The organism is Pristimantibacillus sp. Z349TD_6 (assembly GCF_056173205.1).
On the sequence record NZ_CM149662.1, the window covers coordinates 5,531,055 to 5,557,316 of the forward strand.

23 protein-coding genes are annotated in these 26,262 nt (G+C 46.8%); 5 read left to right on the top strand and 18 right to left on the bottom strand.

The genetic code is table 11. The features are described from left to right. Positions 1 to 47: 47 nt before the first annotated feature. From AC0VYE_RS24170 to AC0VYE_RS24235, 14 genes are all read right to left on the bottom strand, one after another. A complete protein-coding gene (locus AC0VYE_RS24170; protein ID WP_076270304.1) occupies positions 48 to 614 on the bottom strand; it encodes a lytic transglycosylase domain-containing protein in 567 nt (188 codons plus the stop codon). Further along, positions 611 to 1,207: a dephospho-CoA kinase gene (gene coaE / locus AC0VYE_RS24175; RefSeq protein ID WP_475443140.1), complete on the bottom strand. Its 597-nt coding sequence runs from the start codon at positions 1,205 to 1,207 to the stop codon at positions 611 to 613. The genes AC0VYE_RS24170 and coaE overlap by 4 nt, the downstream gene beginning before the upstream one ends. 15 nt (positions 1,208 to 1,222) lie before the next feature. Further along, positions 1,223 to 1,945, bottom strand: coding sequence for an MntP/YtaF family protein (locus tag AC0VYE_RS24180; RefSeq protein WP_076270184.1), 723 nt, complete (start codon positions 1,943 to 1,945; stop codon positions 1,223 to 1,225). 140 nt (positions 1,946 to 2,085) lie between these two features. Next, entirely contained in the window at positions 2,086 to 2,928 is an 843-nt protein-coding gene (gene mutM / locus AC0VYE_RS24185; protein WP_441909258.1) for a DNA-formamidopyrimidine glycosylase, read from the bottom strand. A gap of 48 nt (positions 2,929 to 2,976) precedes the next feature. After that, positions 2,977 to 5,655, bottom strand: a complete 2,679-nt coding sequence (polA, locus tag AC0VYE_RS24190; protein WP_475443141.1) for a DNA polymerase I — start codon at positions 5,653 to 5,655, stop codon at positions 2,977 to 2,979. A gap of 104 nt (positions 5,656 to 5,759) precedes the next feature. Beyond that, positions 5,760 to 6,980, bottom strand: coding sequence for an EAL domain-containing protein (locus tag AC0VYE_RS24195; RefSeq protein WP_475443142.1), 1,221 nt, complete (start codon positions 6,978 to 6,980; stop codon positions 5,760 to 5,762). Then, positions 6,977 to 8,515, bottom strand: coding sequence for a GGDEF domain-containing protein (locus AC0VYE_RS24200; RefSeq protein WP_475443143.1), 1,539 nt, complete (start codon positions 8,513 to 8,515; stop codon positions 6,977 to 6,979). Before AC0VYE_RS24200 ends, AC0VYE_RS24195 begins: the two co-directional genes overlap by 4 nt. 190 nt (positions 8,516 to 8,705) lie before the next feature. After that, positions 8,706 to 9,365 carry a phosphate signaling complex protein PhoU gene (gene phoU / locus AC0VYE_RS24205; protein WP_076270305.1) on the bottom strand — a complete coding sequence of 220 codons (660 nt, stop codon included), beginning with the start codon at positions 9,363 to 9,365 and terminating at the stop codon, positions 8,706 to 8,708. A gap of 108 nt (positions 9,366 to 9,473) precedes the next feature. Further along, positions 9,474 to 10,229, bottom strand: a complete 756-nt coding sequence (gene pstB / locus AC0VYE_RS24210) for a phosphate ABC transporter ATP-binding protein PstB (RefSeq protein ID WP_308999341.1) — start codon at positions 10,227 to 10,229, stop codon at positions 9,474 to 9,476. A gap of 12 nt (positions 10,230 to 10,241) precedes the next feature. Continuing rightward, positions 10,242 to 11,117, bottom strand: a complete 876-nt coding sequence (gene pstA / locus AC0VYE_RS24215) for a phosphate ABC transporter permease PstA (protein ID WP_076270190.1) — start codon at positions 11,115 to 11,117, stop codon at positions 10,242 to 10,244. A 1-nt stretch (position 11,118) separates the two neighbouring features. Then, positions 11,119 to 11,982 carry a phosphate ABC transporter permease subunit PstC gene (gene pstC / locus AC0VYE_RS24220; protein ID WP_256711019.1) on the bottom strand — a complete coding sequence of 288 codons (864 nt, stop codon included), beginning with the start codon at positions 11,980 to 11,982 and terminating at the stop codon, positions 11,119 to 11,121. Positions 11,983 to 12,171: 189 nt separating this feature from the next. Next, positions 12,172 to 13,167 (bottom strand): PstS family phosphate ABC transporter substrate-binding protein, encoded by a 996-nt coding sequence (locus AC0VYE_RS24225; RefSeq protein WP_076270191.1) that lies wholly within the window; start codon positions 13,165 to 13,167, stop codon positions 12,172 to 12,174. A gap of 100 nt (positions 13,168 to 13,267) precedes the next feature. Further along, a complete protein-coding gene (locus AC0VYE_RS24230; protein WP_475443144.1) occupies positions 13,268 to 14,521 on the bottom strand; it encodes a methyl-accepting chemotaxis protein in 1,254 nt (417 codons plus the stop codon). Between the two features lie 235 nt (positions 14,522 to 14,756). Further along, positions 14,757 to 16,826: a beta-galactosidase gene (locus tag AC0VYE_RS24235; RefSeq protein WP_475443145.1), complete on the bottom strand. Its 2,070-nt coding sequence runs from the start codon at positions 16,824 to 16,826 to the stop codon at positions 14,757 to 14,759. A gap of 121 nt (positions 16,827 to 16,947) precedes the next feature. Here AC0VYE_RS24235 and AC0VYE_RS24240 point away from each other — a divergent pair, with 121 nt between their 5' ends. The 4 genes from AC0VYE_RS24240 to AC0VYE_RS24255 all read left to right on the top strand — a co-directional run bounded on the left by AC0VYE_RS24240 (position 16,948) and on the right by AC0VYE_RS24255 (position 20,600). Continuing rightward, positions 16,948 to 17,796, top strand: coding sequence for a helix-turn-helix transcriptional regulator (locus tag AC0VYE_RS24240; RefSeq protein WP_083682407.1), 849 nt, complete (start codon positions 16,948 to 16,950; stop codon positions 17,794 to 17,796). Between the two features lie 257 nt (positions 17,797 to 18,053). Next, entirely contained in the window at positions 18,054 to 19,241 is a 1,188-nt protein-coding gene (locus AC0VYE_RS24245) for a M20 family metallopeptidase (RefSeq protein WP_475443146.1), read from the top strand. A 47-nt stretch (positions 19,242 to 19,288) separates the two neighbouring features. Next, complete coding sequence (locus AC0VYE_RS24250; RefSeq protein WP_076270196.1) at positions 19,289 to 20,047, top strand: threonine/serine exporter family protein; 759 nt, start codon at positions 19,289 to 19,291, stop codon at positions 20,045 to 20,047. 76 nt (positions 20,048 to 20,123) lie between these two features. Beyond that, a complete protein-coding gene (locus tag AC0VYE_RS24255) occupies positions 20,124 to 20,600 on the top strand; it encodes a threonine/serine exporter family protein (RefSeq protein WP_083682409.1) in 477 nt (158 codons plus the stop codon). A gap of 6 nt (positions 20,601 to 20,606) precedes the next feature. On the opposite strand, the gene AC0VYE_RS24260 is transcribed toward AC0VYE_RS24255, so the two are convergent. Beyond that, the gene (locus AC0VYE_RS24260) at positions 20,607 to 21,458 is read right to left on the bottom strand and encodes a lipoate--protein ligase family protein (protein WP_475443147.1); all 852 of its coding nucleotides are present in this window, start codon (positions 21,456 to 21,458) and stop codon (positions 20,607 to 20,609) included. 174 nt (positions 21,459 to 21,632) lie between these two features. On the opposite strand from AC0VYE_RS24260, the gene AC0VYE_RS24265 reads away from it, so the two are divergent. Then, complete coding sequence (locus AC0VYE_RS24265) at positions 21,633 to 22,499, top strand: AraC family transcriptional regulator (RefSeq protein ID WP_076270198.1); 867 nt, start codon at positions 21,633 to 21,635, stop codon at positions 22,497 to 22,499. A gap of 124 nt (positions 22,500 to 22,623) precedes the next feature. Here AC0VYE_RS24265 and AC0VYE_RS24270 read toward each other — a convergent pair whose 3' ends face one another. The 3 genes from AC0VYE_RS24270 to AC0VYE_RS24280 all read right to left on the bottom strand — a co-directional run bounded on the left by AC0VYE_RS24270 (position 22,624) and on the right by AC0VYE_RS24280 (position 26,247). After that, the gene (locus AC0VYE_RS24270; RefSeq protein WP_076270199.1) at positions 22,624 to 23,346 is read right to left on the bottom strand and encodes a response regulator transcription factor; all 723 of its coding nucleotides are present in this window, start codon (positions 23,344 to 23,346) and stop codon (positions 22,624 to 22,626) included. 109 nt (positions 23,347 to 23,455) lie between these two features. Continuing rightward, the gene (pnpS, locus tag AC0VYE_RS24275; protein WP_076270200.1) at positions 23,456 to 25,231 is read right to left on the bottom strand and encodes a two-component system histidine kinase PnpS; all 1,776 of its coding nucleotides are present in this window, start codon (positions 25,229 to 25,231) and stop codon (positions 23,456 to 23,458) included. Positions 25,232 to 25,269: 38 nt separating this feature from the next. Continuing rightward, positions 25,270 to 26,247, bottom strand: coding sequence for a bile acid:sodium symporter family protein (locus AC0VYE_RS24280; protein WP_475443148.1), 978 nt, complete (start codon positions 26,245 to 26,247; stop codon positions 25,270 to 25,272). Positions 26,248 to 26,262 lie beyond the last annotated feature (15 nt).

The window sequence follows — 26,262 nt, forward strand, 5'->3', positions numbered from 1 at the left end:
GAGCCTCCAAGGCTTCATTTATTTTCGTTATCGTTAAGGATCATCCATTAAAGACTCGGATATAAGTCCTTATACTTATTATAATAGTAAATGACTCTCTGCACATAGTGTCTAGTTTCTCCAAACGGAATTTCTTTAACCGATTCGATCGTTCCATCCCAAGTCCCCGAGTCAAGCCACTTGCGAACATTTCCTGGACCCGCGTTGTATGCAGCAATTGCAGCTATCTTATTTTGATCAAATTGTTGACTAAGAGATCTTAAATACCACGCGCCAACCTCAATGCTAACATCTGCACGATTCATAAGCATGTCATCCGTTACGGCTTGAAATCCTGCTTTTTGAACGACCCATGCAGCCGTATCAGGCATAATTTGCATTAAGCCCAGTGCACCCTTCTTCGATTCCTTGCCTGTCTGAAAATTACTTTCACTGCGAATAATCGCGGCGACTAAATGCGACTCAACGCCATAGTTAGAAGCACTTGCACGAATGTCTTCTTTGTAATGAACCGGATACATCCACTCCGCAAGCCAATCTGATTTGAGAAATAAAATTGTCAATAAACCGAGCAGCAGGACGAGCAGCACCCTTTTCTTTTGGAATACCCTCATGGCAAACACTTACTTTTCCAAAATTCATCCAGCTGACGCTTCGTCTCCTCCAGCGATCCGCTGTTATCGATGACCCAATCCGCTTTCAGTCTCTTTTGTTCAATGTCCATTTGCAGTGCGATGCGCCGGCTTGCTTCTTCTTCAGGCAATTGGTTTCGTTCCATTAAGCGTTTTTTCTGAAGCTCAGCGGGTACATATACGACCAAAATGCCTTCGTACAGATTCTCCTGCTTCGTCTCGTATAGCAGCGGCACGTCAGCTACTACTAATCGTTCTGGATACTGCTCTGCGTAAGTATGTATGGTTTGCTGCATCCGCGCCCGTATAGCTGGATGGGTTATGGATTCAAGCTTTGCTAATGATTGTTTATCGCGAAACACAATTTCGCCGAGAGCTTTGCGGTTAAGAGAACCGTCCGTTTCAAGGACAGCTTGTCCAAACGTAGAGGCGATTGCCTCTAATGCTGGTTCCCCGGGAAGTACAACCTCCCTTGCGACTTGATCGGCATCGACCAGCAGCGCACCGCGTTCGACGAGCATGTTTGCGATTGTACTTTTGCCGCTGGCAATACCGCCGGTTAATCCGATTATCATCCTTTTCACCTCAAGTTATAACAGCTTCATGATTCCGATTATGATTAATAATATGCCTGGCAGCATAGCTAATGTCTGCATCCCTTTCCAAGCGGAGAAACGAAAGCCAAAACGGATGCCGCCTACAAGAAAAAGCGCGCTCGCCGCCGCTATGGTTAAAGCCGTAAGTAAGGAAGGCAATCCGATCAACGCAGCCCCAAGTCCAGCTCCAAATGCATCAAGTGATAATGCAAAGCCAAGCATGACGGCCTCCGATGCAGAGATAGTGCCTGATTTATCGACGTCAGCCGACTGTGGCGTGCGCAAAATCTGAATAACGAGCCCTAGACGCTTCAGCTCTACCATAACGACAAGCGCAGCACTCGCGATCTCTCCGGCATGTGTTTTTGCACCAGCTTCTGCCGAAGCAGCACTTTCTTGTACTGCGGTTTCTACGTGCTCATGCCTCACATCATCCTGCTGCTGTTTGTTTCGTCTAAGCTGCAATAGCGCCCAGACACCAATCAGCATGAGGACACATGCGCCAATGAGACGCGCAACGAATTCAGACAGGAACGTGGTTATCAATCCGCCAACTTGCATGGACAAATAAATAATAATACCAGAGCAGCAAGCAATAATCAGTATTGACACGATCGGTATGCGGATCCTCCGCAAACCGTAAGTAACGCCAACACCAAAACCGTCTACGCTAACAGCAACAGCAAGAACTAATAGTGAAACTACATGCGCGAACAATGTTTTAGTCCCTCCCCGCACAGCGGCGATCCGGCTTACAAGAAGCTGTAAGTAGACATCCGCCTATTGTTCGTAACACACTTATCATATGCGGGGAGTATTTGACTGTGCATGCTGGTTAACATTTGCTGCGATTCGTATTATTTTCCTGATGCTTGCAGTGTCTGGCATTTATTGCAAATATGCGTACCACGGCCGCCAACGACAAATTTATGGATCGGTCTTGAACAGGTTGGACAAGGCTCATCCTTCTTGCCGTATACAAGCAGCTGATGCTGAAACATTCCCATTTCGCCTTGTCCATTAACGTACGATTTAATGGACGAACCGCCTGCTTCAACTGCATTTCCAAGTGTCGAGCGTATCGCTTCATAAAGTCGCTTCCATTCGGCCGGCTTCAATGTGTTAGGTGTTCGCTCCGGATGGATACGTGCTTGAAATAAAGCTTCGTCTACATAAATGTTGCCCAAACCAACAATATGCTCTTGATTAAGCAATAGCGGCTTAATCTTAGTCGCGCGTTTCTCGAGTTTTCCGCGAAGCGCTTCTAGCGTAAAGGCTGGCTCAAGCGGCTCTATACCAAGCTTGTTAAGCGGCGGAAGCTCAAGCTCCTGCCCTTCTTCAAATAAATGCATCGTACCGAACTGGCGAACGTCCTTATAACGCAAATCCGTGCCATCTTCGAAATGAAAGATAACATGGGTATGCAGCTCAATCGGCTCTTCAGATGGGAAAACCCCATATCGGCCTTCCATTCGCAAATGCGATACAAGTACGAGCCCGTCCAAGATGATCCGCAAAAATTTGCCGCGTCGCTCAACCGTCTGGATCGTATGTCCGACAAGCGCATCCGCGAACTGTTCAGGTTCTGCTGGACGCTGTATAATACGCGGGAGTCTAACGGTTACTGATTGGATTCGTTTTCCCGCTACAAGTTCAATTAATGTTCTTCTAACTGTTTCTACCTCTGGCAATTCAGGCATTTCTCCTCACCTCAACAACCATTATACCCGAAACTGCCCGCCAGTGGGTTACTTTGCTTCATACCAATTGTCACCGAAACTCATATCGGCCTTCAAAGGAACATCAAGTTTGAGCGCTCCAGCCATCACTTCAGGCACAAGCGTCTTCATCAGCTCCAGCTCCTCTTGCGGCACTTCGAACACGAGCTCATCGTGCACCTGCAGCAGCATGCGGCTCTTCAGCTTGCGTTCGCGCAGCGCAGCGTCCATATGGACCATGGCCAGCTTAATAATATCTGCCGCAGTACCTTGAATCGGTGTATTCATCGCCGTACGTTCAGCAAAGGATCGCAAGTTGAAATTAGAAGCATTGATATCATTCAGATAACGCCTGCGCTCCAGCAGTGTGGCCACATACCCGTCGCGCTTCGCTTGCTGAACGATATCGTGCATATATTGGCGAACGCCTTTGAAAACCTCCTTGTAATCCGCAATAAACTTTCCTGCTTCATTACGGGAAATGCCAAGGTTTTGCGATAAGCCAAAATCGCTGATGCCATACACGATGCCGAAGTTGACCGCTTTTGCCGAACGACGCATGTTGGAATCAACCTCTTCGGCAGTTACGCCGAATACATCCATCGCTGTTTTGGTGTGAATATCCATGTCCTTAATGAACGCTTCCTTCATATTCTCATCATCAGCAATATGTGCGAGCACACGAAGCTCAATTTGTGAATAGTCAGCTGCTACGATAGACCAGCCCGGCTCGGACGGCACAAAGGCTTTCCTGATTTGGCGTCCTTCCTCAAGACGAATCGGAATGTTCTGCAGGTTAGGGAACTGACTGCTTAGACGACCGGTAGCTGCAATGGTCTGGCGATAATACGTGTGTATTTTGCCTGTTTCCTTGCGCACCTCTTTAAGCAAGCCTTCCACATACGTGGATTGCAGCTTCGAGAGCTGACGATAATGCAGGATAAGCGGAATAATCTCGTGATAAGGCGCAAGCTCCTCCAGCACTTCAGCATCCGTCGAATAACCTGTTTTCGTCTTTTTCTTAGCAGGCAGGCCAAGCTTCTCGAATAAAATCTCACCCAGCTGCTTTGGCGATCCGATATTAAATTCCGTACCAGCAAGCTTGTACACGCTGCTAATGATTGTTGTCAGCTTACTCTCCAAGTTACGGCCAAGCGCCTCCAGCTCCTCGGACTTTACTTTAATGCCCTGAAACTCCATCCCTGCAAGAATGCGGGACAATGGATGCTCCATGTCAAAATAAAGCTTGCTCATGCCCGTATTACTTAACTCTTCGGTTAACAGAGGCACGAGCTTCCGAACCGCTTCCGCTTTCAGCGATAAATGGCGGTAAAGCGTATCGGCATCAGGCACTCTGAATTTCGCGCCTTTGCCATAAACAGCTTCATCCGGCGGCAGTGTCGACAGCCCCTGCTTCTCATTAATGCCGCTTAATGTCTGGCTTGCTTCTGTAGGATCGAGCAAATAGGCTGCCAGCTGCACATCAAAAGCAGAACCCTCGAAGCTGATTCCGCTCCATTTGAGTGCGAGCTCCACCTTATGGAGATCAAAGCCGTATTTCGGCTTGTCCGCTTGTTCGAGCCAGTCGCGAAGCTTCGCTGCGAAAGGCTGCTTAAGCACTGAATATGGCATTACATACACCGCTTCATCGGTGGCGATAGCAAGGCCAATCAGCTCGGCATGATGCGGATTCTCCCCAATGGCTTCGATATACAAGCCATTTTTGTCCGACTTTTGGAGCAGCTGAATAAGCTTCTCCAGCATCTCTGCGTCTTTTTCTGATTCGATCACATTAATATTCAAATCAGCAGCAGCAGCTTCGGCTTCCTTATCCATATCGCCTGCTTCAGCACCTAGCTCCAAGCGATCAATTAATGATTTGAATTCCAGCTTGCGGAACGCCTCAGCCAGCTTCGAACCATCATACCCGGCATAACGAATGTCATCGATAGACTTTTCTATAGGCACTTCACGGAAGATCGTCGCCAAGCGCTTGCTCATCGTAGCATCATCTTTATGGCTCTCAATGTTTTCCTTCAGCTTGCCCTTCAGCTTGTCCAAGTTATCAAGCACGCTTTCAACCGATCCATGCTCATGAAGCAGCTTAAGCGCCGTTTTCTCGCCTACGCCCGGAACTCCAGGGATGTTGTCTGAGGTATCCCCCATGAGCCCCTTAAGATCGATAATTTGCATCGGCACAAGGCCGTATTTCTCTTGGATTGTCTCTGGTGTGTAAAGTTCAACATCACTAACGCCTTTGCGTGTTACCGCAATGGTTACTTTGTCTGAAGCAAGCTGCAGCATATCTTTATCTCCAGTAACGACAAAAGTTTCTACACCTTTCTCGTCGGCTGCCTTCGTTAGCGTACCGATAATATCATCGGCCTCGTAACCAGACAGCTCAAACTGCGAAATGCTGAAGGCTTGAAGCAGTTCCTTAAGCACTGGGAATTGCTCTGACAGCTCTGGCGGTGTCTTTTGTCTTCCGCCTTTATATTCTGCATAACCTTCATGGCGAAAAGTGACCTTGCCGGCATCAAATGCAACCAGCACATGAGTCGGCTTTTCTTGTTCAAGCAGCTTAAGCAGCATCGTTGTAAACCCAAAAATCGCATTCGTGTGATTGCCCGCCGAATTCGTGAGCGGCGGCAAAGCAAAAAACGCACGGTAGATTATACTGTTTCCGTCAATTAGCATCCATTTTTCCATAAGGAATCAACACCTTCTTTATGTAACATTCATACCTTTAAGTATACCACAAAAAGGGCTATTCCCAAGCATCGCTGCGATGGGATAGCCCTTTTTTGTATCGGTTACATCATCATGGAGTGAAAAGGAGCAGGCCTGCCTAATAAATAACCTTGAGCGTATTCAATCCCCATCTCACGCACCTTCGCAAGCTCCGCTTCAAGTTCTATGCCTTCGGCGATAATGGAAATATCCATTTTTGCTGCAATCTGAACCAGCGTGTACAAAATATGCTCTTTCATCTCATCCAAGTGGATATTCTGAATAATCGACCGATCCACCTTCAAATAATCAGGACGCAGCTCAGCGATTGATTGTAAGGACGAATAACCCGCTCCAACATCATCAATTGCAATTTGATAACCTTGGCTTCGATAATGCTCCAACGCCTTTTTCACGGAGCCAAAATCCGCGATTGAGCTTCGTTCTGTAATTTCAAATACAACATGATGGGGCGATAGCTTATGCTGCTCCAGCAGACTGAGCGTTTGCCCAGGCGAGAAGCTTGGATCTTCCATAATTTGCGCCATCACATTGATGAATAGCTTTTGCCCTGGCATGAGCCGCAGACAGCCGTCTATCGCCTTTTCTCTCGCCAGTCTATCCAAGCTATAAGTCAAACCCTCCTGCTCAGCACACTGAAAGAGCTCCATTGGCCCGGAGAACCAAGTTTGATCCTGCGTACGCGATAGCGCTTCGAAGCCAAATACCTCTCCTTCGCGCAGCAGCGATACGATAGGCTGATATACTGGCTGAATAAGCCGCTCGCTAATGACTCGTTCCAGAGCTCGGCGCTTCAAGCTTCGTTCCATCGATCCAGCGGATTGCCCGTGCAAAATTGCTTTTTTCATCGCATCATACCAGACGAGGCCATCCACAGGGTCATTGTCATTGGGTACGACAGATACACCAACATGAAGCTTCCCAAGCACATCAGCTAGCCCCTCAAAGCAAATCTCCTCTGCAAATTGTTTCTCCCAATCAGCGGTTTGCTTATAGGCCAGCTCAAGCAGCCAGTCCTCCTGCAGCAGTTGATGCCCGGCCGGCAAGCGCATATGGATAAATAAATCCTCCTTCATCCATTGCAGCCCTTCATATAATAGAGAGCTTCCAAATGCAGCCTTCACCTCATTCTCTGCAAAAACACGCCATTTCTCATGCTGCGCGGATAAATGATTTTTCCGAACATCCGTAGGAAACTGCCATGATAAATAAATAATACCAAGATGACCCGAGCTCACGTTTTCCGTATCGTTTAGCCGCCATATGTCCCGTAGTTGTCTCAATTTCCGTTCCGTTCCTCTCCATGATGCATTCCTATAATTTGATCCATGACATAGACGCTGCCTTTAAGAGCTTTCGCTTGTTTCTTCAGCTTTGCCGCAATCCTCGGAATATCATCTGCCGCAAGCGCTACTCTGCCATCCCATAACATGAGTGACAAAGAAAGCGTTACACCCTCCTGATCAATGAGATTCCCCTCTCTATCCTCAACCGTCGTTACTTGGGCGCCGCCGTAAAATGCTTTAATCCCGCTATCGAAACGCTTAATCATAGCCTGACATAGTTGCTCCGCCGAATCTGCTCTCATTACCACGATGAAATCATCACCGCCTATATGTCCGACAAAGTCGTCGCCTGCTCCGAGCTGATCAAGCTCCATGCGCAGAATATCTCCCAAATAGCGAATCAAATTATCACCGAGCCCAAAACCAAAGGAATCGTTATACCATTTAAAATAGTCCAAGTCCGCATAGACGACAGCAAACGGCTCACCTTGTCCGATCCGCTGGCTCAATTCTAGCTGAATTTCCTCGTTCCCCGGCAGTCCCGTAAGCGGATTAGCTGTTCGTGCTGCCTCCGTGCGAAGCGCTGTCATGCATTCCAAAATAGACCTGATCGTAGCTGCTCCTGCCATCTGTCCATCCTTCGTAATGAGAACGACATCGTATAGCTGCGAGAAATCCCTTGCCATTGCCAGCTGAGATACATGCTCGACAGTAAGCTGCTCATCCACAATAAGCGGTTGATTGTTCATAATCCGCTCAATTGGTCTGTTCCAATAAAGAGGCAGCCCGAATTGCCCAGCTAACATTTGATGCAGCTTCTCTTTCATTAAGATGCCTATCGGTCTGCCTTTATCGACAATGACCGCGCCTTGCGCCTTCGCATTCGTATCGAAAAAATAAGCAACCTCGGACACCCTGGCCCGGGCAGGAAATATCGGAAAAGGTGCGGCAATCCCGCCAATTCGAACGGTTCGGCTATAGTTCCCCGGCAAATGCATCTGCTGCACTGGCTCGCCTGCTCCGATGATCTGACTGTAGTTTTCTATTTTGGGTTTGCCTTCGGCTAGAGTTTCTTGGCGGTTCCTTCCGAGAGTAACGTTATATGCGCTTTGCTCCATTGCATCAAGAATCATCCGATAAACAACCGACTCCGAGGAACGGCCGGTTGCTGGAGGGTATGCAGTTGAAAGACCTATGCTTACCTCCAGATCGGTGTCTGAGAAAGCCCCGTCTTCCTTTTTTGCATCAGACTTCCTTAGCCTATCAATAAGCCGCTCCATCGCTTTCTCGACCACTCGAATGATCGGTTCATCCTTCTGCTGCCGATCAAATAAATAAAAGTAATCCCATTCAAGGCGCTGACGCCAGAAAAGCCTTGCCTCCGTGCCCTCCCATAGCTGCAATGCTGATTCTGCTGCTGTGTTACCGAGGCGAAAACGGACGTAAATGACACCAATTCCGCCTTCATGCCAGCGCTCTTTTATGCTGCGGAGCATATCTCGATTGAATAAACCAACCCCGACTCCATTCATGCCAATCCCCTCAATCGACTATCGTCTATTTCAGTTCCTTTATGTATTACTTTACCAGCCAATTGTGAATAGAGATGCATAAAAGGATTAACTTGCGGTAAAATTCGACATTTTTCTTAGTTCTTTTCTCCTAAACAAAAAAACCGTCCAGCAGCTAAGCGTGGGCGGTCTTAAGTATGTTTTCAGTAGGTTATACGTTCAAATCCGGACGATTGCCCGTTACGAGATAAACGACGCTCTCACCGATGTTCGTCGCGTGATCACCGAATCTTTCGAGGTAACGTCCGACGAGAGTAAGTAGCGATGACTGTGTAATGTTGCGAGGGTTTTCCATCATAAGGGAATAAAGCTCGCGCGTAATTTGTCCATACAGGGCATCAACCTGATCGTCGTCCTTCGCCATTTTGTAAGCAAGGTCCACGTTTTCTTGAATAAACGATTGAATGGACTCGTATGTCATAAGCTGAACAATTTCTGCCATGCGCGGCAAATCGATTAACGGTTTTATTAGCTCCTGACCCTCTAAACGCAATACAACCTTAGCAATATCAACGGAGAGATCGCCCATACGCTCCAAATCGCTTGCAATCTTAAACGAGGACAGAATTCTTCTCAAATCCTTGGCAACAGGCTGCTGCGTAGCGATCAGCTTCGAGCCGATTTCCGTAATCTTCTCTTCCATTTGGTTAAGCGACGGGTCCAGCTTTATGACCTGCTTCGCACGGTCAACATCAACGGTTTTTAATGCTTCCATCGATTCTACGAGCGCTTTTTCAACAAAAGTACCCATATCAATCAGCAAATTATGAAGATGCTCTAGTCCTTGGTCAAACTCTTTACGCGTGGTCATCATGAACGGCATTCCCCCTACAAGGTTTGTAAAACAACATCATTCGCAAAGCCAAAATCATATGATTCAGCCTCTTGAATAGAAGTTTTCTCCCACGATCCGTCCGGCTTAGCCGAAACGTCCGCTTATATAATCTTCTGTGCGCTGATCGGTTGGATTGGAGAACAGCTTCTCCGTATCCGAGTATTCAACGACCTCGCCATTCAAGAAAAACACCGTTTGATTGGATACGCGGGCTGCCTGGTGCATGTTGTGAGTAACCATCACGATTGTGTATTTATCTTTCAATTCTTGAGCAAGCTCTTCAATTTTCAGCGTGGAAATCGGGTCAAGCGCTGATGTCGCCTCATCCATAAGCAAAATATTTGGGTTTACTGCAAGTGCGCGGGCAATACAAAGGCGCTGCTGCTGTCCACCAGATAAACCGAACGCGGAACGTTTCAAGTGATCCTTTACTTCATCCCACAATACCGCGGATTTCAAGCTTGTTTCTACAATTTCATCGAGCTCGCGCTTGCTAGTAATACCATGCAGGCGAGGACCGTATGCCACGTTATCATAAATTGATTTCGGGAATGGGTTCGGCTGTTGGAATACCATGCCGACCTTTTTGCGCAGTGTTTCAACATCCACTTCATTCGAGTAAATTTCAGTACCGCCAATGGCGATACCTCCCTCAATCCGAGTGCCCGGTATCATATCGTTCATACGGTTTAGTGTACGAAGCAAAGTTGACTTTCCGCAGCCGGATGGACCGATGAATGCAGTGATTGCTTTCTCAGGTATCGTTAGCGTTACATCCTTCAAAGCGTGGAAAGCGCCGTAAAACAAATTCAGCTTGTTAATATTAATAAGTGCTTCCATATCGTTTTCCTCCTAAATATTCTTCTGATACTTGTTGCGAAGCAAAATAGCCGAAAAGTTCATTAGCAACAGCAGCGCTAGTAAAACGATAATACCGCTGGCCGCAAGCTCCTTAAATTCAAGCTGTGGCTTAGACAACCAGTTGTACACTTGAATAGGAATAACCGTAAACGAATCCTTAAGACCTTCTGGCAAAAAGGCAACATACGTTAATGCTCCGATCATAACTAGCGGTGCCGTTTCTCCAATTGCACGAGACATAGCAAGAATGACGCCAGTTAGTACGCCCGGAAGAGCTGAGGGCATAACAGAGCGAGAAACGGTCTGCCACTTGGTTGCGCCTAGAGCGAACGAAGCATCACGGCGTGATTTCGGAACGGCACGAATTGCTTCTTGTGCAGATACGATAATAATAGGAAGCACAAGCAGCGTCATCGTGAGCGCCCCTGCAATGAGGCTGCGATCAAGCGCAAGCAGTCGTACGAACAAGGTTAAGCCCAAAATACCGTATACGATGGACGGAACGCCCGCTAGTGTACTGATATTAAGCTGAATCATCCGGGTAATCCGGCCCTTTTTCGCATATTCCTCCAAGAAAATCGCAGCTCCTACTCCAAAAATAAAGGAAATAGGCGCCATAATAAGCAGCATGTAAATTGTACCAACCAGCGCTGACTTCATTCCGGAACCGTCCGCTTTGCGAGACGGGAAGTTCGTGAATAGATCAGGCTGGAGCCTTGCAATACCGTCGATCAAAATATCTACGATTAACGCGCAAAGCGCGAGAACGCCGATGGAAGTGGCGGCGACGAACAGGATATGCAGCATCCAATCCTTTTTCCTACGATTAGCAATTTGTTTGCGGTTTGCATCTAGAAATATGTTCATCTTAGTACTCCTCTCTGAATCTTCTTGCAATGTACTGGGCAAGAATATTGAGTAGGAATGTAATGACGAACAACGTCATGCCGACCGCGAAGATCGATCCATACTCAACCGTTCCATGCGGCGTATCCCCAAGGCTGACCTGAACGATATAAGCGGTCATCGTCTGGATGCTCTCGAGCGGATTAGCCGTCATATTAGGTGTAGAGCCTGCCGCTACCGTAACGATCATCGTCTCGCCGATCGCCCTTGAGAAAGCAAGTACGGCAGAAGCCACGATACCCGAGAAGGCTGCTGGCACAACGATTTTCAAAGCAACCTCGAACCGTGTTGCGCCTAGCGCATAAGCGCCGTCACGCAAGCTGCGCGGTACAGAGGACATCGCATCCTCACTTAGCGAGCAAACCATAGGAATAATCATAATACCCACAACAATACCGGCACTTAATGCATTGAACACGCCGGCGCTATGAAAAATACTTTGAATAAGCGGTGTAACCAAGCTAAGAGCAAAGTAACCATATACGATAGTTGGAACTCCTGCGAGTACCTCCAATATCGGTTTAATTACTTTACGAACCCGCTTCGGTGCATATTCTGATAAGTAAATGGCACTTGCAAGCCCTAGTGGGATAGCGACTAAACAAGCGATAAACGTAATCATGAGCGTGCCTGACAGGAGCGGCAAAACGCCGAAGCTTTTGGGCGGAATTAACGGTGACCATTTGGTCCCAAACAAGAAATCAAAAATCGGTATTTTTTGAAAAAACTGATAGGTCTCTGAGATGAGTGTGACGACAATACCTATTGTAGTTAGAACAGATACGGATGCACACAGGAACAATAGGATTGGCATCAACTTGTTCATGATGCTTACGCGTTTATTTTTGAAATCATAGACTTCCTTGCTGTTTGTTTGAGCCTTACTGACCGTTTGCAGCCCTTGGCTTGGCATTGCAGCGTCCTCCTTCTTGCCTTTACAATTCGTTTACATTTGTGCCGATAAAAAGGTGATGTCCCTCGAGACACCACACATTTTCATCAGGTCGTTTGTTGCTTATTTAATTTTTGCTGCTTCTGTTGCGTATTGCTCATCTGGAAGTGATACATAACCAACTTCGCCAGCAAAAGTACCGATGTTGTTGATATAGTATTTGACGAATGCGTTCACTTCTGGACGCTCAAGCTCTTTATTGTTTGCATAGATGAAGAGTGGACGGGACAATGGAGCATAAGTGCCGTCTTTAATTGTGTCATAAGTTGGTGCAATAGCGCCTTTGCCGCCGTCTACAGGAACAACTTTCAATTTATCTTGGTTTTCTTCAAAGTAAGCAAAACCGAAGTAGCCAATGCCGTATTTGCTGCCTGCTACGCCTTGAACAAGTGCGTTGTCATCTTCAGAGAAGCTGATTGCTTTATCATTGCGAATGCCTGCTTTTTCAAGAATAGCTTCATTAAAGTAGTCATAAGTTCCGGAATCAGCGCCTGGTGAGAACATTACGATCGGCTCAGCAGGGAAAGTGTCGCGAACGTCTTTCCAAGTAGTTACTGTGCTGCCAGTTGTAAAGATCTTGTTCAACTCTTCTACTGTCAAATGGTCGATGAAGTCATTGTCTTTGCTTACAACGACAGACAAACCGTCAAATGCTACAGAAAGCTCTGTATATTCGATGCCAGCTGTTTTACAAGCTGCTGCTTCTTCTTCTTTAATAGGACGGGAAGCATCTGCAATGGCAATTTCGCCTGCGCAAAATTGTTTGAAGCCGCCGCCTGTGCCAGATACGCCAACCGGTACTCGTACATCTTTGTGCTCTTTGTTGAATTCTTCAGCTGCTGCTTCTGTAAGTGGGAACACTGTGCTTGAACCATCAATTTTAATCTCGCCTGACAATTTCACATCTTCACCAGCTGGTGCGTTAGTTGCAGTGTTATTCTTAGATCCTGTATTTTCAGAACCTTTATTTCCGCTATTATTACCACATGCAGCTGCGAATACGAGCAGCGTCACCATCGACAACATTAGAATTCCTTTAAACCCTTTTTTCTTTAACAACTCTACCACTCCTCTTATTATGTCTGTAAGGGTTCATCCCCGTGCCTCTTATACTACTAGCCGTTTGTAAACCTCGTATTCTGTTTTTGTAAACTCCATGTTAAAAATAAGATTGCTGTAATTTTTTCATTTCGACTGCGATATGAACGGCTTGCTGATGTGCCTGCTCCGATAAAACGCCAATTTGCTTCGCGCTATTGCGATTATCAGCAGCCGCTCGGAAAAGATGATTAAACACCTCTACGGCTTCACTGATATTCGCTTCGCTTGCGATCGTCTCCATTCGTCCCGAATGAGCAAGACTTGTCGTTTGCGTAATCGCATCAACTATCGTTTTCGTCAACGTCGTAATTTCGTTCGCAAATTGCTTCGTTTGGCCTGCCAGCTTCATCACTTCACCAGCTACTACCGCAAACCCGCGCCCATGTTCCCCTGCACGGGCTGCTTCTATAGAAGCATTCAGCGCGAGTAGATTACTCATCTCTGCCAGTTCTTTTATTAATAAAGAAACTTTGCTGATAGACCCCGCCTCAGATTGAAGCTCATTCATCCGTTTCTCCTGAAGCTCAGAATTCAGCGTCATAGCGTTAAAAGCTTTTGTTACTTTATCCAGCTCGTTTTTGCCGGTTAGGGTCAAATCGACCATATCTACAGACATTGACTCGCCATGTTCAGTTGACTTGCGAACGCTGCTGACGGCTTGTTCGATCTCTCTCACCCGCTGCTCTGCTGAGCGAATCGTACTCATTTGCGCATCAACGGCTTCCTGCTGCAGCAGCCGGGAAATCTTGAGCATGTCCGACACAGTCAATATACCTGCAAGCTTATTTTTTAATGTAACGATGACACAATCGTAAAGCACACTCTCGTGGCGGCTTAATGCGCTGTCAATGAGCTGCTGCGGTGCATAATCATAATCGACTACGAGCGGACTCGCATCCATAAGCTTTGTAATCGGTTTGTCATCATACAAATCTGCGCTAAAGCGATGGCCCAGCTTCAGGAAGAAACGATTGCGCATCATCAGACCGATAGGAGCCCCTTGCTCCCCAGTTACGATAATGCACTCACTTTCCGGATGCTTCTTAAACACAGCGATCGTCTGCCGGCATGTATGCTCTGCGTCTATTGTTGGAGCCTGACGCAAAAAATGATGCAGGCGCGTTGCTTCTGCTTTTACCGGATGAATGGTTATTTCATCAGCACGCTGCTCCGCTTGCTTAACAGTCCTTTCATCGGTTCCTTTTACCTCAATTGATTGTTGTACGTTTCCGTTAAGTGGTGTGTTTGGAGCAGTACGCTCATTTTTCTCGATAGCTGATTGTTTTTCTTTATCTAGAACAGTCGCTGTCACTTCACCCTCACCCTTCCTTCTTTTTCCTTATGCACTCACTATAGGTCGCAAGCATCAATTGAATTAGGTAGAAATGTTATCGGAATGTTAAATTCGACAATATATTTTTTAATTTCCGTAAAAACATGCCTATTGTATTTTCTAATAAGAGAGTCTTTATGACTAAACATCAAAAAAGCTGTGATCCACGTCCAGTTTCCTGTACGCTTCACACAGCTTTTCTATAAGACTAGTATTATTTCGAAGCTCGTTTCAAGATCCGGCAGCCGTAAGGCTTCAATTCAACACTGTTGTTTAGAGCCGCACCCGTCAACAAATCTGTATACTGCTGAGCATCTAAAGCAACCGAAACCTCATTTGCACTGAAATTGGATACAAAGACGTAGTCATTCACGCCATCCGTTCTTAATTGTGCAGTTACGCCATGCGGCAGCTCGGAATCAAGAACTCGCTTGATCCCCTCTTGCTCTATAATTCGAGTCAGAAAATCGTTTGTAAAAGCTGCTTCGTTGCGCGATGCAACATAATAGGCTTTGCCTGCACCCAAATGATTTAACGTTAAGGCAGGGCGACCCGCATAGAAATCCTCTCCATATACAGCAAGTGCCTCCGCACCTTCAAGATGGATGAGATCACAGAGCTCGCGTGCTGTATATTGGCCGCTCAGTCCAAGCTTATTTCCGTCCTTCAGCACGACCTGATTGGAATCATGATCATGCAGCGAATCGATCTCCTCAGACCAGATCCCAAGCGTCTTGCGCAGCGGTCCTGGGAAACCTGTTAGGAAGCATAGATCATTCTCATCAACGATACCTGTCCAATAAGTAGCGATGAAAGTACCTCCATTTTCAACAAAACGTTCAATGCGCTCGCCTACACCTGGACGCACCATATATAACATAGGAGCAATAAGGAGCTTGTACGAATCAAAGCTGCATTCCGAATCAATAATGTCCACTGGCACACCCAGATCCCAGAACGGACGATAATGGCGTTTAGCCGTTTCCTCATAATGAAGTCCGCTATTGCGCGGGCCTTGCGAATCCTTTACTGCCCAGCGATTTTCCCAATCATAGATGAGCGCTACCTCTGGCTTCACAGTTGTACCTACTACTTCGGTCAGCTTCTCCAAAGCTTCGCCAAGCTCAGCCACATCGCGGAAAACGCGAGTATGCTCATGGCCGACATGGTCCACTACTGCACCGTGCAGCTTCTCGCTTGAGCCTCTGCTCTTGCGCCACTGGAAATACTGAACAGTATCTGATCCATGTGCAACCGCTTGAAGCGATGACAGCATATGCATGCCTGGACGCTTCACTTTGCTGATCGGCTGCCAATTCGTCATGCTCGGCGTGCTTTCCATCAGCATGAACGGCTTTCCGCCGCCAAGCGAACGAAACACATCATGGTTAAAGCCGATCCATGCCGCTTGCTCGCTGTCGTCTCCTCCATTGTCGTGCCAAGTTGGATAAGCATCCCACGAAATCATATCGAGCAGCTCTGTAAACTTCCAATAGTTAAGCGGCTCAAAATCAAGCATAAAGTTCGTCGTAATCGGAAGCTCGCTGTTAGCAGCGCGCAGCGGAGCAATTTCGTTGCGGCAGAAATCAACCGTTTGATCCGTAACGAATCTTCTCCAGTCAACATTCTGGCCGTGAACCGCTTTCTCGCCACGATCGGTTGGCGACTCGACTTGGCTCCAATCGGTATACGTATGGCTCCAGAACGTCGTCCACCAAGCATCGTTAAGCGCTTCTAGTGTACCGTATTTATTTTTCAGCCAGTCGCGGAAAGCGTCTTCACAATACGAGCAGTGACATTCGCCGCCATATTCATTTGATATATGCCAGCCGATGACCGCAGGATGATCCGAATAACGTTCAGCCAGCTTCGAGTTCATGATCGTTACCTTCTCGCGATATACAGGTGAGCTGAAGCAGTGGTTGTGACGCGCACCATGCAAATTACGAATTCCGTTAGGTGCAACGCGCAGCACTTCCGGATATTTTTGAGACATCCATACCGGACGTGCTCCGCTTGGTGTAGCAAGCAAGGCATAGATGCCGTTAGCAGCAAATTTATCAAGCAACGTGTCCAGCCATTCAAATGTAAATACGCCTTCCTCAGGCTCGATCGCCATCCATGCAAAAATGCCTACAGACATCACGTTGCAATGTGCAAGCTTCATGAGTCGGATGTCTTCCTCCAGCACCTCGGGATACTTCTGCCATTGATCTGGATTATAATCTGCACCATGCAGCATTTGCGGAATTTTTGCACTTATCGGGGGAAATTTCATACTCATCTCATCTGCCTCCATTTTCGTCTTGCTTGCGGCTATTATTGGTTATACTATAATGATATTCATATTATAGCTTGTTCCTCGAACCAACTATATAACAGTATTTTCGCATCATTATAAAAATATGAAACAGGAGGCCACCGCTATCGACACGATGGTTTTTCCGATTTTGACAGAGACAGACAAGACACTCCCGGTTTATCTCACGAGTATCGGGCATTGGAGCGATCAAGAGCCGATTGACCGTCCAAACGGCTATCCTCATTTTCAATGGCTGCAAGTCATTAGCGGCTCGGGCGAGCTCCATGTTGGCGATCAGCAAATGACCGTTCGAGCTGGGCAAGGGTTCTGCCTATTTCCGAACGAGCAGCATCAATATTTTTCAATACAAGCGCCTTGGGAAATCATTTGGATGAGCTTTAGAGGCGATTTGTCCGACAAGCTGTTTAGGCAGGCTGGAATTACACAATCCGGTGTCTATTCGACTGCTGATCATGATATGATTGTTACCCACATGAAAAACATTTACGCAATGACGCAATCCGGCCGATCCTTTCTCGGGCTCGAATGCTCAAAGCTGGTTTACATGTTTTTACTTGATTTAATGAAGGTTATTCTTGTAAGTTCACACTCGGTAGAACAAAACTACTTGAAGCTGCAGCCTGTTCTTCATTATATTGAAGCTAATTACAGCAAGCTGATTACGATAAAGGATTTAGCAGGCTGTATCGATGTAACGCCGCAGTACCTATGCTTGCTTTTTAAGAAAGCTTTGAAAATGCGACCAATGGCATACGTAAACCGGGAGCGCGTCAATCGGAGCAAGGAGCTTATGTTCCGCGAAAGCGAGATCAAGATGCACGAAATCTCCCAGCGCGTCGGCTTCGACTCCCCCAGCTACTTCAGTTCCGTCTTTAGACGGCTTGAAGGATTAAGCCCGGAGCAGTTTAAAAAAATTCACGGCATGCGTTGATGTGGGGGCAGTTGGGCGGCTCGAGGGTGGCTCCGTAAGAACACATATGTGCTAACGGTAGCTTTCCCCTGTTGGCAGCACGCCTGACGGGCTCCATAAGAACATATAGGTTCTTACAGACGCTCAGCTAGGTTACTTCGGAGGTTGTAAGAATATATACGTGCTAACAGCAGACTTTCCGCTGTTTGTAGCCGACCTATTCCGAACATACAGCCGAATTCATAGGTTTCACTTCATTTCAGGAGGTTCATATCATCATGACTAATAAAAATCTTATATTTAATGAAATTGATCTATATGCGGACGCTTTTCGCACGATATCACGATCGGTGGGCAGTCGGCCAGAGCTTGGACATGAGGAGTTTTTTGCTTCTGAGCTGCTTTGTACGGAGCTTGTAAAATACGGGTTTGAGGTTGAACGTGGTATTTTAGGCATTGAGACATCTTTTATCGGTGTTTACGATACAGGAAGCCCTGGCCCGACAGTTGGCTTCTTATGCGAGTATGATGCTTTGCCAGAAATCGGACATGCCTGCGGACATCATCTCATCTGCTCTATGAGCATGGCAGCAGCTGTTGGACTTAAAGCGGCTTTGATAAACAGCGGCATTGGCGGAAAAATTCGCATCTATGGTACGCCAGCCGAGGAAACACGCGGAGCGAAAGTACCAATGGCAGAGGCAGGTTTATTCGATGACTGCGACTTCGCTTTAATGGCGCATCCATACTATACGTTTGAACGTTCAGGCGAATCACTAGCGCTGGATGCTGTGCAGTTTGAATTTCATGGTCTAGCCGCGCATGCAGCTGCAAGTCCATATGAAGGAATTAATGCGCTGGATGCTGTGCTTCAGCTATTCAATAGCGTTAATGCGCTGCGCCAACAAACACGCAGCGATGCGCGCATTCATGGTATTATTGACGATGGCGGCAAGGCACCGAACATCATTCCTGATTATGCATCGGCCAAATTTTATATCCGCTCGGCTTCACGCACGTATACAAACGAGCTCACTGCGAAAGTGCTGCGCTGTGCAGAAGGGGCCGCATTGCAGACGGGCTGCACCGTTGCAACAAATCATTTCGAATACTCTTATGACGAGCTGCTTACTAATGAAGCATTGTCCGAGCAGTTCAATACGAATCTGATCGAGGCAGGCATTCGCCCTGAGGATATGGAAATCGGCAAGGATCATGGCTCGCTTGATTTAGGCAACGTCTCCGTTCGCTGTCCAGCTATTCATCCTTACGTCAAGGTGGTACAAGATCGTTTGCTGCTTCATACGGAGGCGTTTCGTGATGCGGCAATGACCGAATATGCGCTGGACGGCATGTTATTTGGTGCCAAAATGCTAGCAGCAACCGCATACGACGTATTTGCCGATCCTACGCTGCTCGCACGTATTCGCGCTGAATTCGAGCACCAAACCAAAAGCAGCAAGTAAGAACAGCCTAAAGATCAACTTCGCTCGGAATGGGGAGGCAGGCCGCAATGGATAAAAGCATCATCAATAGCCATGAGATTACACAAATTTGTTTATTGGCCGGCAAAATCATTTTGCAAAACGGCGGCGAAACCTATCGTGTCGAAGATACGATGTCCCGAATTGCAGCTGCTTACGGCATAGAGAACTCCCATAGCTTCGTCACGCCGACCGGTATTATATTTGCCATTGACGGTTCATCCCAGATGACGAAGCTCATTCGTATTTCCGAGCGTTCGACGAATTTGCTTAAGGTATCCTTAGTCAACGATATTTCCAGAAAAATTAGCACCGGCACGCTGGCTGCTGGCGATGCACACCGACTTTTACAGGAAATAGACTCTAACGCTTTCGTTTATCCGGTTTGGATGAAGACCATAGCAGCTGCTATAGCGAGCGGCTGTTTTCTTATCATGTTCCAAGGCAGCTGGCGCGACTTCATCCCTGTTGTGCTCATCAGCGGCATTAGCTTCGGTTTTTCAGTTAAGCTGCATCGAATCGTGCCGATCAAGTTTTTCTCCGAGTTTATTACGGCTTTGCTGATCGGCACCTTGTCCGTGCTGTTTGTACATAAAGGATATGGATTTGACCTCGATAAAATTATTATCGGCTCTGTTATGCCTCTAGTGCCCGGCTTGCATATTACAGCAGCAGTCAGAGACCTGATGGCAGGCCACCTTGTATCAGGGCTTTCGAAGGGAGCAGAAGCTTTTCTCACGGCATTCGCTGTGGGCGCGGGAATCGCCGCAGTGCTCTCGTTTTATTAATCGAGCAAAAACGCCTTCGGCGTACTTTAGACGCTGAAGCAGCTTTGACGGTGAAATATAAGATAAGTAATAGAAAATGATATACTTTCTTATATTTCGCAAAATTCGGAGGTGTATTACGTTGTCGATATTAGAACAGCTAGTCACTAGCTTTATAGCTTCAGCAGCCTTCGGCCTCATCTTCAACGTACCGAAGCGAACGCTTGTGCACTGCGGTATTGTTGGCATGATAGGCTGGTTCATTTATATTTCCTGCACTGAGCTGTCGCTGGATACCATTCCTGCGACGTTAATTGCTGCTTTTATCGTGACCGTAGTGAGCCAGCTATTCTCAAAGCTGTACAAAACGCCCATCATCGTCTTCAGCGTATCCGGCATTATTCCTTTAGTTCCCGGCGGACTCGCCTACGATGCCATGAGAAACGTCGTGGAAGACAATTATGACATTGCCGTGCAGCTAGCCGTAAAAGCATTCATGCTCTCAGGAGCCATTGCCATTGGTCTTATTTTCTCAGAGGTCGTCAACCAGCTCATCCGCAAAACGGAACGTTAGTGTAATTTATTGAGATGGAATCGCATACCTGGAACGCAATAAGTTGGCCATTTCCATGATTTGTTCTTTTGTCGGCATTACAAGCTTCGACTCTGCTTCTCTCATACCCGCTTCCGTCTGCTGCGAAGCTATGACTCGTTTGACCGCTTTGACAAAAGCTTCTCCGGCTCCTGCGCCAAGCGGTGTCAATTGCTCCAAACTAGCCGTGCTTTCAGCAGCCACAAGCGGATAATCGTTTTCGTTTTCCCCCTGCGCAGCTTTATCATAGAAGGATCGAACGAAGCTGGCCCGCTCCTGGCCAGATCCATCCGCTACAATAAAAGCTTGTACAATAAAGGCATGCGTCTGCCGACGCTGTGCAATGCCGCAAAACTTATACCCGCCAATGCTCAAATCAAATTCGCCAGGACAATAAGCGCCTTTGATTTCCCCTTTATCTACCTTGCAGCCCGTCTCCTGTAATGCATGACGAATCAGCCCATACATTTTTTCAAAATCATCATGAAAATGAAAGGAGTCCAACGCTTTTTTCGGCATGATCAGCGATATATTAATGACCCCCAAATCAAGCGGTACCGCAGCTCCTCCTGAATTGCGCACAGCAGTAGACCAGCCTTCCGATTGAAGAGCCAATCCAGCTTCGGCAGCGCCTGGCAATCGGCTGTCGCGCAGACCCATAACAAATGCTCGTGGGTGACGCCAAATATGGCAAATGGCTGGACCTCCCTGCCCTGTTTTTCTGCAAAGCAGCTCATCCAGCGCAAATGGATATAACACATCTAATTCATCCAGCTCATTCATTCGGTCGAGCAGCAGCACATTTTCCAAACCATAATCCTTTATCGAATCCCGTTCCATATGTCGTCCAGCCCTCTCTGCTAATCCCTTACTCCGTATACTTGCTAAGTTATATCTATTTTAACGATAAATGAGCAATCGCGCATCATTTATACTGCTCCCTTATTGCTAATGGCGAAAGCATTCACTACAATAAGGATATTGTCATGCAGCGCCAAGGGGGTAACATTAGATTTGGAAGCAATAAATGAAAAAGTCGCATACGAAAACCCATTGCTGTCGCTGCGCGTTTTTCGCCCCATTCGCAGTCTGGACGGTTACACAAACTGGCATTATCATAAACAGGTTGAGCTGCTGCTCATTCTTGAGGGTGAGCTGGACGTTTACGTCGATGAAGAAAGCTTTCACCTGACTTCCGGCGACATCGTGCTTATCGGAGCTTCGGAGCTGCACTCCGATCGCAGCCATAACTTGCTCGATTATATTGTGCTTCAATTCGATCTGGAACCGTTTTTTGATCAAAGCACGATTCCCTATATGCGGTACTTCTCAGAAACCCAAACACCGCTCAGTAAAGCGAATTATATTTTCCAAGAAAACAACACCGCAAAGCAGCAAGCTGTCTCTTACATTCATCAGCTATTGCACGAGACAACACATAAGGAAAATGGCTACGAGCTGGCAGTCAGCGTTTTAGTCAAGCAAATATTACTGCTTTTGCTCCGCAACGACAGTCGCAAAGTGTTGATTGAGCAAGATAACTTTGAACGTATACGCCTGAAACCGGTGCTCGATTATATCGAAAATCATCTGACAGATCGTATCCAAGTTGAAGAGGTTTGCAAGATCGCCAATATGAGCTATTATTACTTCGTAAAATATTTCAAAAAAACGATCGGGCTTTCTTTTACGGAATATGTGAATTATCGCAAGGTGAAGTGGGCTGAACGCATATTGCTGACGAAGGATTTGAGCATATCGGAGGTTGGCGAGCGAATCGGGATGCCGAATATGGCGCATTTCTATAAAATGTTTAAAAAATACAACGACTGCTCGCCTAAGCAATTCCAGCGTAAGATGCTTGTGCTTAACCGGCAATAGTCTGCTTATCAAGTAAAAATGCCTCCAGCGTCCTTTGGATGCTGAAGCAGCTTTGACGGAGAAATATAAGATAAGTAGGAGCAAATGATATACTTTCATAACTATTAGAAAAAGCTCGTCCACCCTATAATTTCGGGGTAACGAGCTTTTTTGGCATAACGAGCTTATAACCTACACCACGGATCGATTCAATTTGTACAGATTGCTGACCAAGCTCCAGCTTCTTCCGCAATGAGCTCACATGAACATCAACCGTACGTTGGCCGCCGATATAATCGAAGCCCCACACGACATTCATAAGATCATCCCGCGTAATTACCATGCCTGGACGCTGTACTAAATAAAGCAGAACCTCGAACTCCTTCGGTCTAAGCGGAATCGTATCGCCGTTTAAGATGACCTCATACTTCTCGGGATAGATGGACAAATCACCAGCTGTAATGACTTTCTCTGAAGACTCGATCGGCTTGCTATCATCAAGCTGTGTCCGACGAAGCACCGCGGATACGCGTGCTAGAAGCTCAGCCACGCCAAACGGCTTCGTAATATAATCATCAGCACCATGCTTCAGTCCTTGCACAACCTCTTCCTCCGCATTGCGAGCTGTTAAAATAATGACCGGTGTTCTTACGCCATTTTGGCGAAGACGGTTTAATATTTCAAAGCCGTTCATGCCAGGAAGCATGATATCTAAGATGACCAAATCGAAATTACGCTGCAAAGCCGTCTGCAAGCCTTCCCCGCCATGATCGATAACGGTCGTTTCATAGCCCTCTTGGGTCAAATTGTACGACAAAAGCCTTGCTAATGTCGGTTCATCTTCAATGACGAGCACTTTATGCGACATGTTACCTCCAACCTGGCGAATGGCGGCGCCAAAGACGCCGCATCCGCATATTTAGAACGTTTAGCTTTAGTTTATCACGGATTCATGAAGAATAGGTAAATCTTTTTTTCTATTGCAGTACAGGCAGCTCGATCGTGAATGTAGAGCCTACACCAACATCGCTTGTTACCGTAATGGTACCTTTATGAAGCTCAACGAGATGCTTAACGATCGATAATCCAAGCCCCGTACCGCCTGAGCTGCGCGAACGTGCTTTGTCTACGCGATAAAACCGTTCAAATATACGCGGCAGATCCTTTTTCGGAATACCTATGCCGGAATCGCTAATTTGAATGCGAATATGATCATCGCCCAAACCTTCAACCTTTAAGGATACTCTGCCCCCTTCAGGCGTATAGTTAATTCCGTTCGATAACAAATTCATAATGATTTGACGCAAACGATCCTCATCGGCTTCAACATAAAGACCCGGCTCGATGTTCATGCTGAGCTCAATTCTTTTGCGTACCGCTTCTGATTCCATCAGCTTAATCGATTTGTGAACGAATGTATCCACTTCTACAGGCGAGAAGACAAGCGGCACTCGCCGTGACTCGATTTTGGACAGCTCCAATATATCTCCGATCAATCGGTTAAGTCGATCTGACTCATCAAATATAATTTGCAAGAAAGAACGTGCTGTTTCCTCATCGTTAACCGCGCCGCCAAGCAGCGTCTCAGCAAAACCTTTTACTGCAGTAATCGGCGTCTTCAGCTCATGGGAGACGTTTGCGACAAATTCACTGCGCATCCTCTCCAGTCTGCGAATAGCGGAAACGTCCTGCAATACGAGCAGCACACCAGAGAAATCATTCCCTTCCGGATGAATCGGCACGAGATTAAGCTCCAGCAGCCTCTCCTCTGGAAAATAAAACGTAATTTCCTCACGCAGATGCTGTTTGCTTTTAAGACCCTCTTGAATCATTTGAGACAGCTCGTATTGCTGCTTCGCTTCCGCATAATGGCGGCCAACGAGCTCACGAGCGGAGAAGCCGAGTACTTCCTCTGCACGTCTGTTCATCAATACGATTTTTCCATTCAGGTCGATCATGACGATTCCATTAATCATATTATCGAGAACACTCTCAAGCTGATTCTCATTTTGCTGAATACGCGTCATTTGAACTTGCAAGCTGTCTGCCATCGCATTAATAGCATTTCCAAGCTCACCAATTTCATCTTGCTTCATCACTTTTACTCTTGCCAAATAATCCATGTTTTTGATGCGTTTAGCAACCTTCGTAATTTGCTCCAGAGGTCTTGTCAGACCTAGTGCCAAGCGATAGCTAATAAAAGCTGCAATAAGGAAAAGTACAAGCAAACCTAAAAACAGCATCATCGTCAATTGACGTATGCTTTCATCAACTTCCTTCAAACTCATCGCAAGGCGAATGACATCAGGCGCTTGACCCGGCACCACCGTCACAGGAATAGCGACATACATCATATTTTGTCTAACCGTTTCACTAGCCCGAATCGATCTTCCTGTTCCTGTAGCCAATGCTTCCTTAACTTCGGTACGGTTTAGATGATTGTCCATATCCCGAGGATCTCCATTTGAATCACCTAACACCACACCATCATTGCGAATAAAAGTTACTCGAGCACCCGCATAACGCTGGAGCTCCTTTGCCTCATCTGTATAATAGTCATATAAGGAGGAAATTTCGCCTGATTTCCAATTCATCTTTGCCGAGATGATCTGCATCTCACGAACCATATTGTCTTCAAGCGCGTTGATATGGTTTTCTTTGAACGTTTTGACCATAAATAATCCTGCTGCACTGACCGATAATGCGATCATCGCAATCATGATGAGCGTCAGCCTAGTGCGGAAGCTGTTCATTAACATTCACTCCTTATGTTTAATCATGCACACATCGTTTATGGTACATGCGTCGCAGTACTTTCGCTACCCTTGTGATTATTAAGTTTTTGTAAAACATAATGGTACACGGTTGCTAAAGGCTGCTGAATAAGAATCGACAACACAACAGGAACAGCCGCTATTGGACTGAAATAGCCGAGCGCCAGCACTATGCCAAGAGAAATGTTGCGCATTCCTGTTGCATAGGAAACCGTCACCTGCTGCTCGCGTTTGCGAAGCGGCGCCGTTCCAATGTAGCCGAAGGCGTAACAGGCACTAACCAGCAGCACAACAATCGGAACGAGCAGCAGCATATCCTGCTTCAGTTCTCCTAAATGCGGCGCAATAGCCGATGCATTTAACGCGACAACACCGACGAAACAAAGCTTGGAAAGCGGTGCTGTAAACGGCTGCACGATGCTTTGAATACGTCCTCGGCTCATTTGATTAAGGGCGACGCCGATGATCGTAGGAAGTACAATAATAACGAGTAAATCAACAATAATGGGTCCTGCTTTCACTTCAACAGCGGAGTCAAAGAACAGATGGATACCCGCAGGCACAACCAGTGGACTAAGCGCTGAATCGAGCACAACCATGGCAAGCATAAGCGGAACGCTGCCTCCTGACATGCCAACCCATAGCACGGTAGACACTCCGATTGGTATAAGCGTAAACAAAACGAGGCCCACCACATAAGGCGAATCCGCACCAAATGCGAGTGCCCCAAGTCCATAGGCTACCAGCGGAGATACGACATGAGCGATCAAAAAAGTAAGCTCCATAATGCCCGGCCGCTTCAATACCTCTCGCAATTGTCCTAATCCGCAGCCAATGGCCATCGTTAGCGTCACATAGGCAAATAAGTATGGAACCATTTCAATAAAAGGCTGAAGCTGTGTTGCAAATAGAAAGCCAAGTATCAACGATCCTGGAATAATGATGAACATCCATCTCTCAAATTGCTGGTTAAAAGCTAAACCCCATTCACGCATGATCTTTCCCTCATT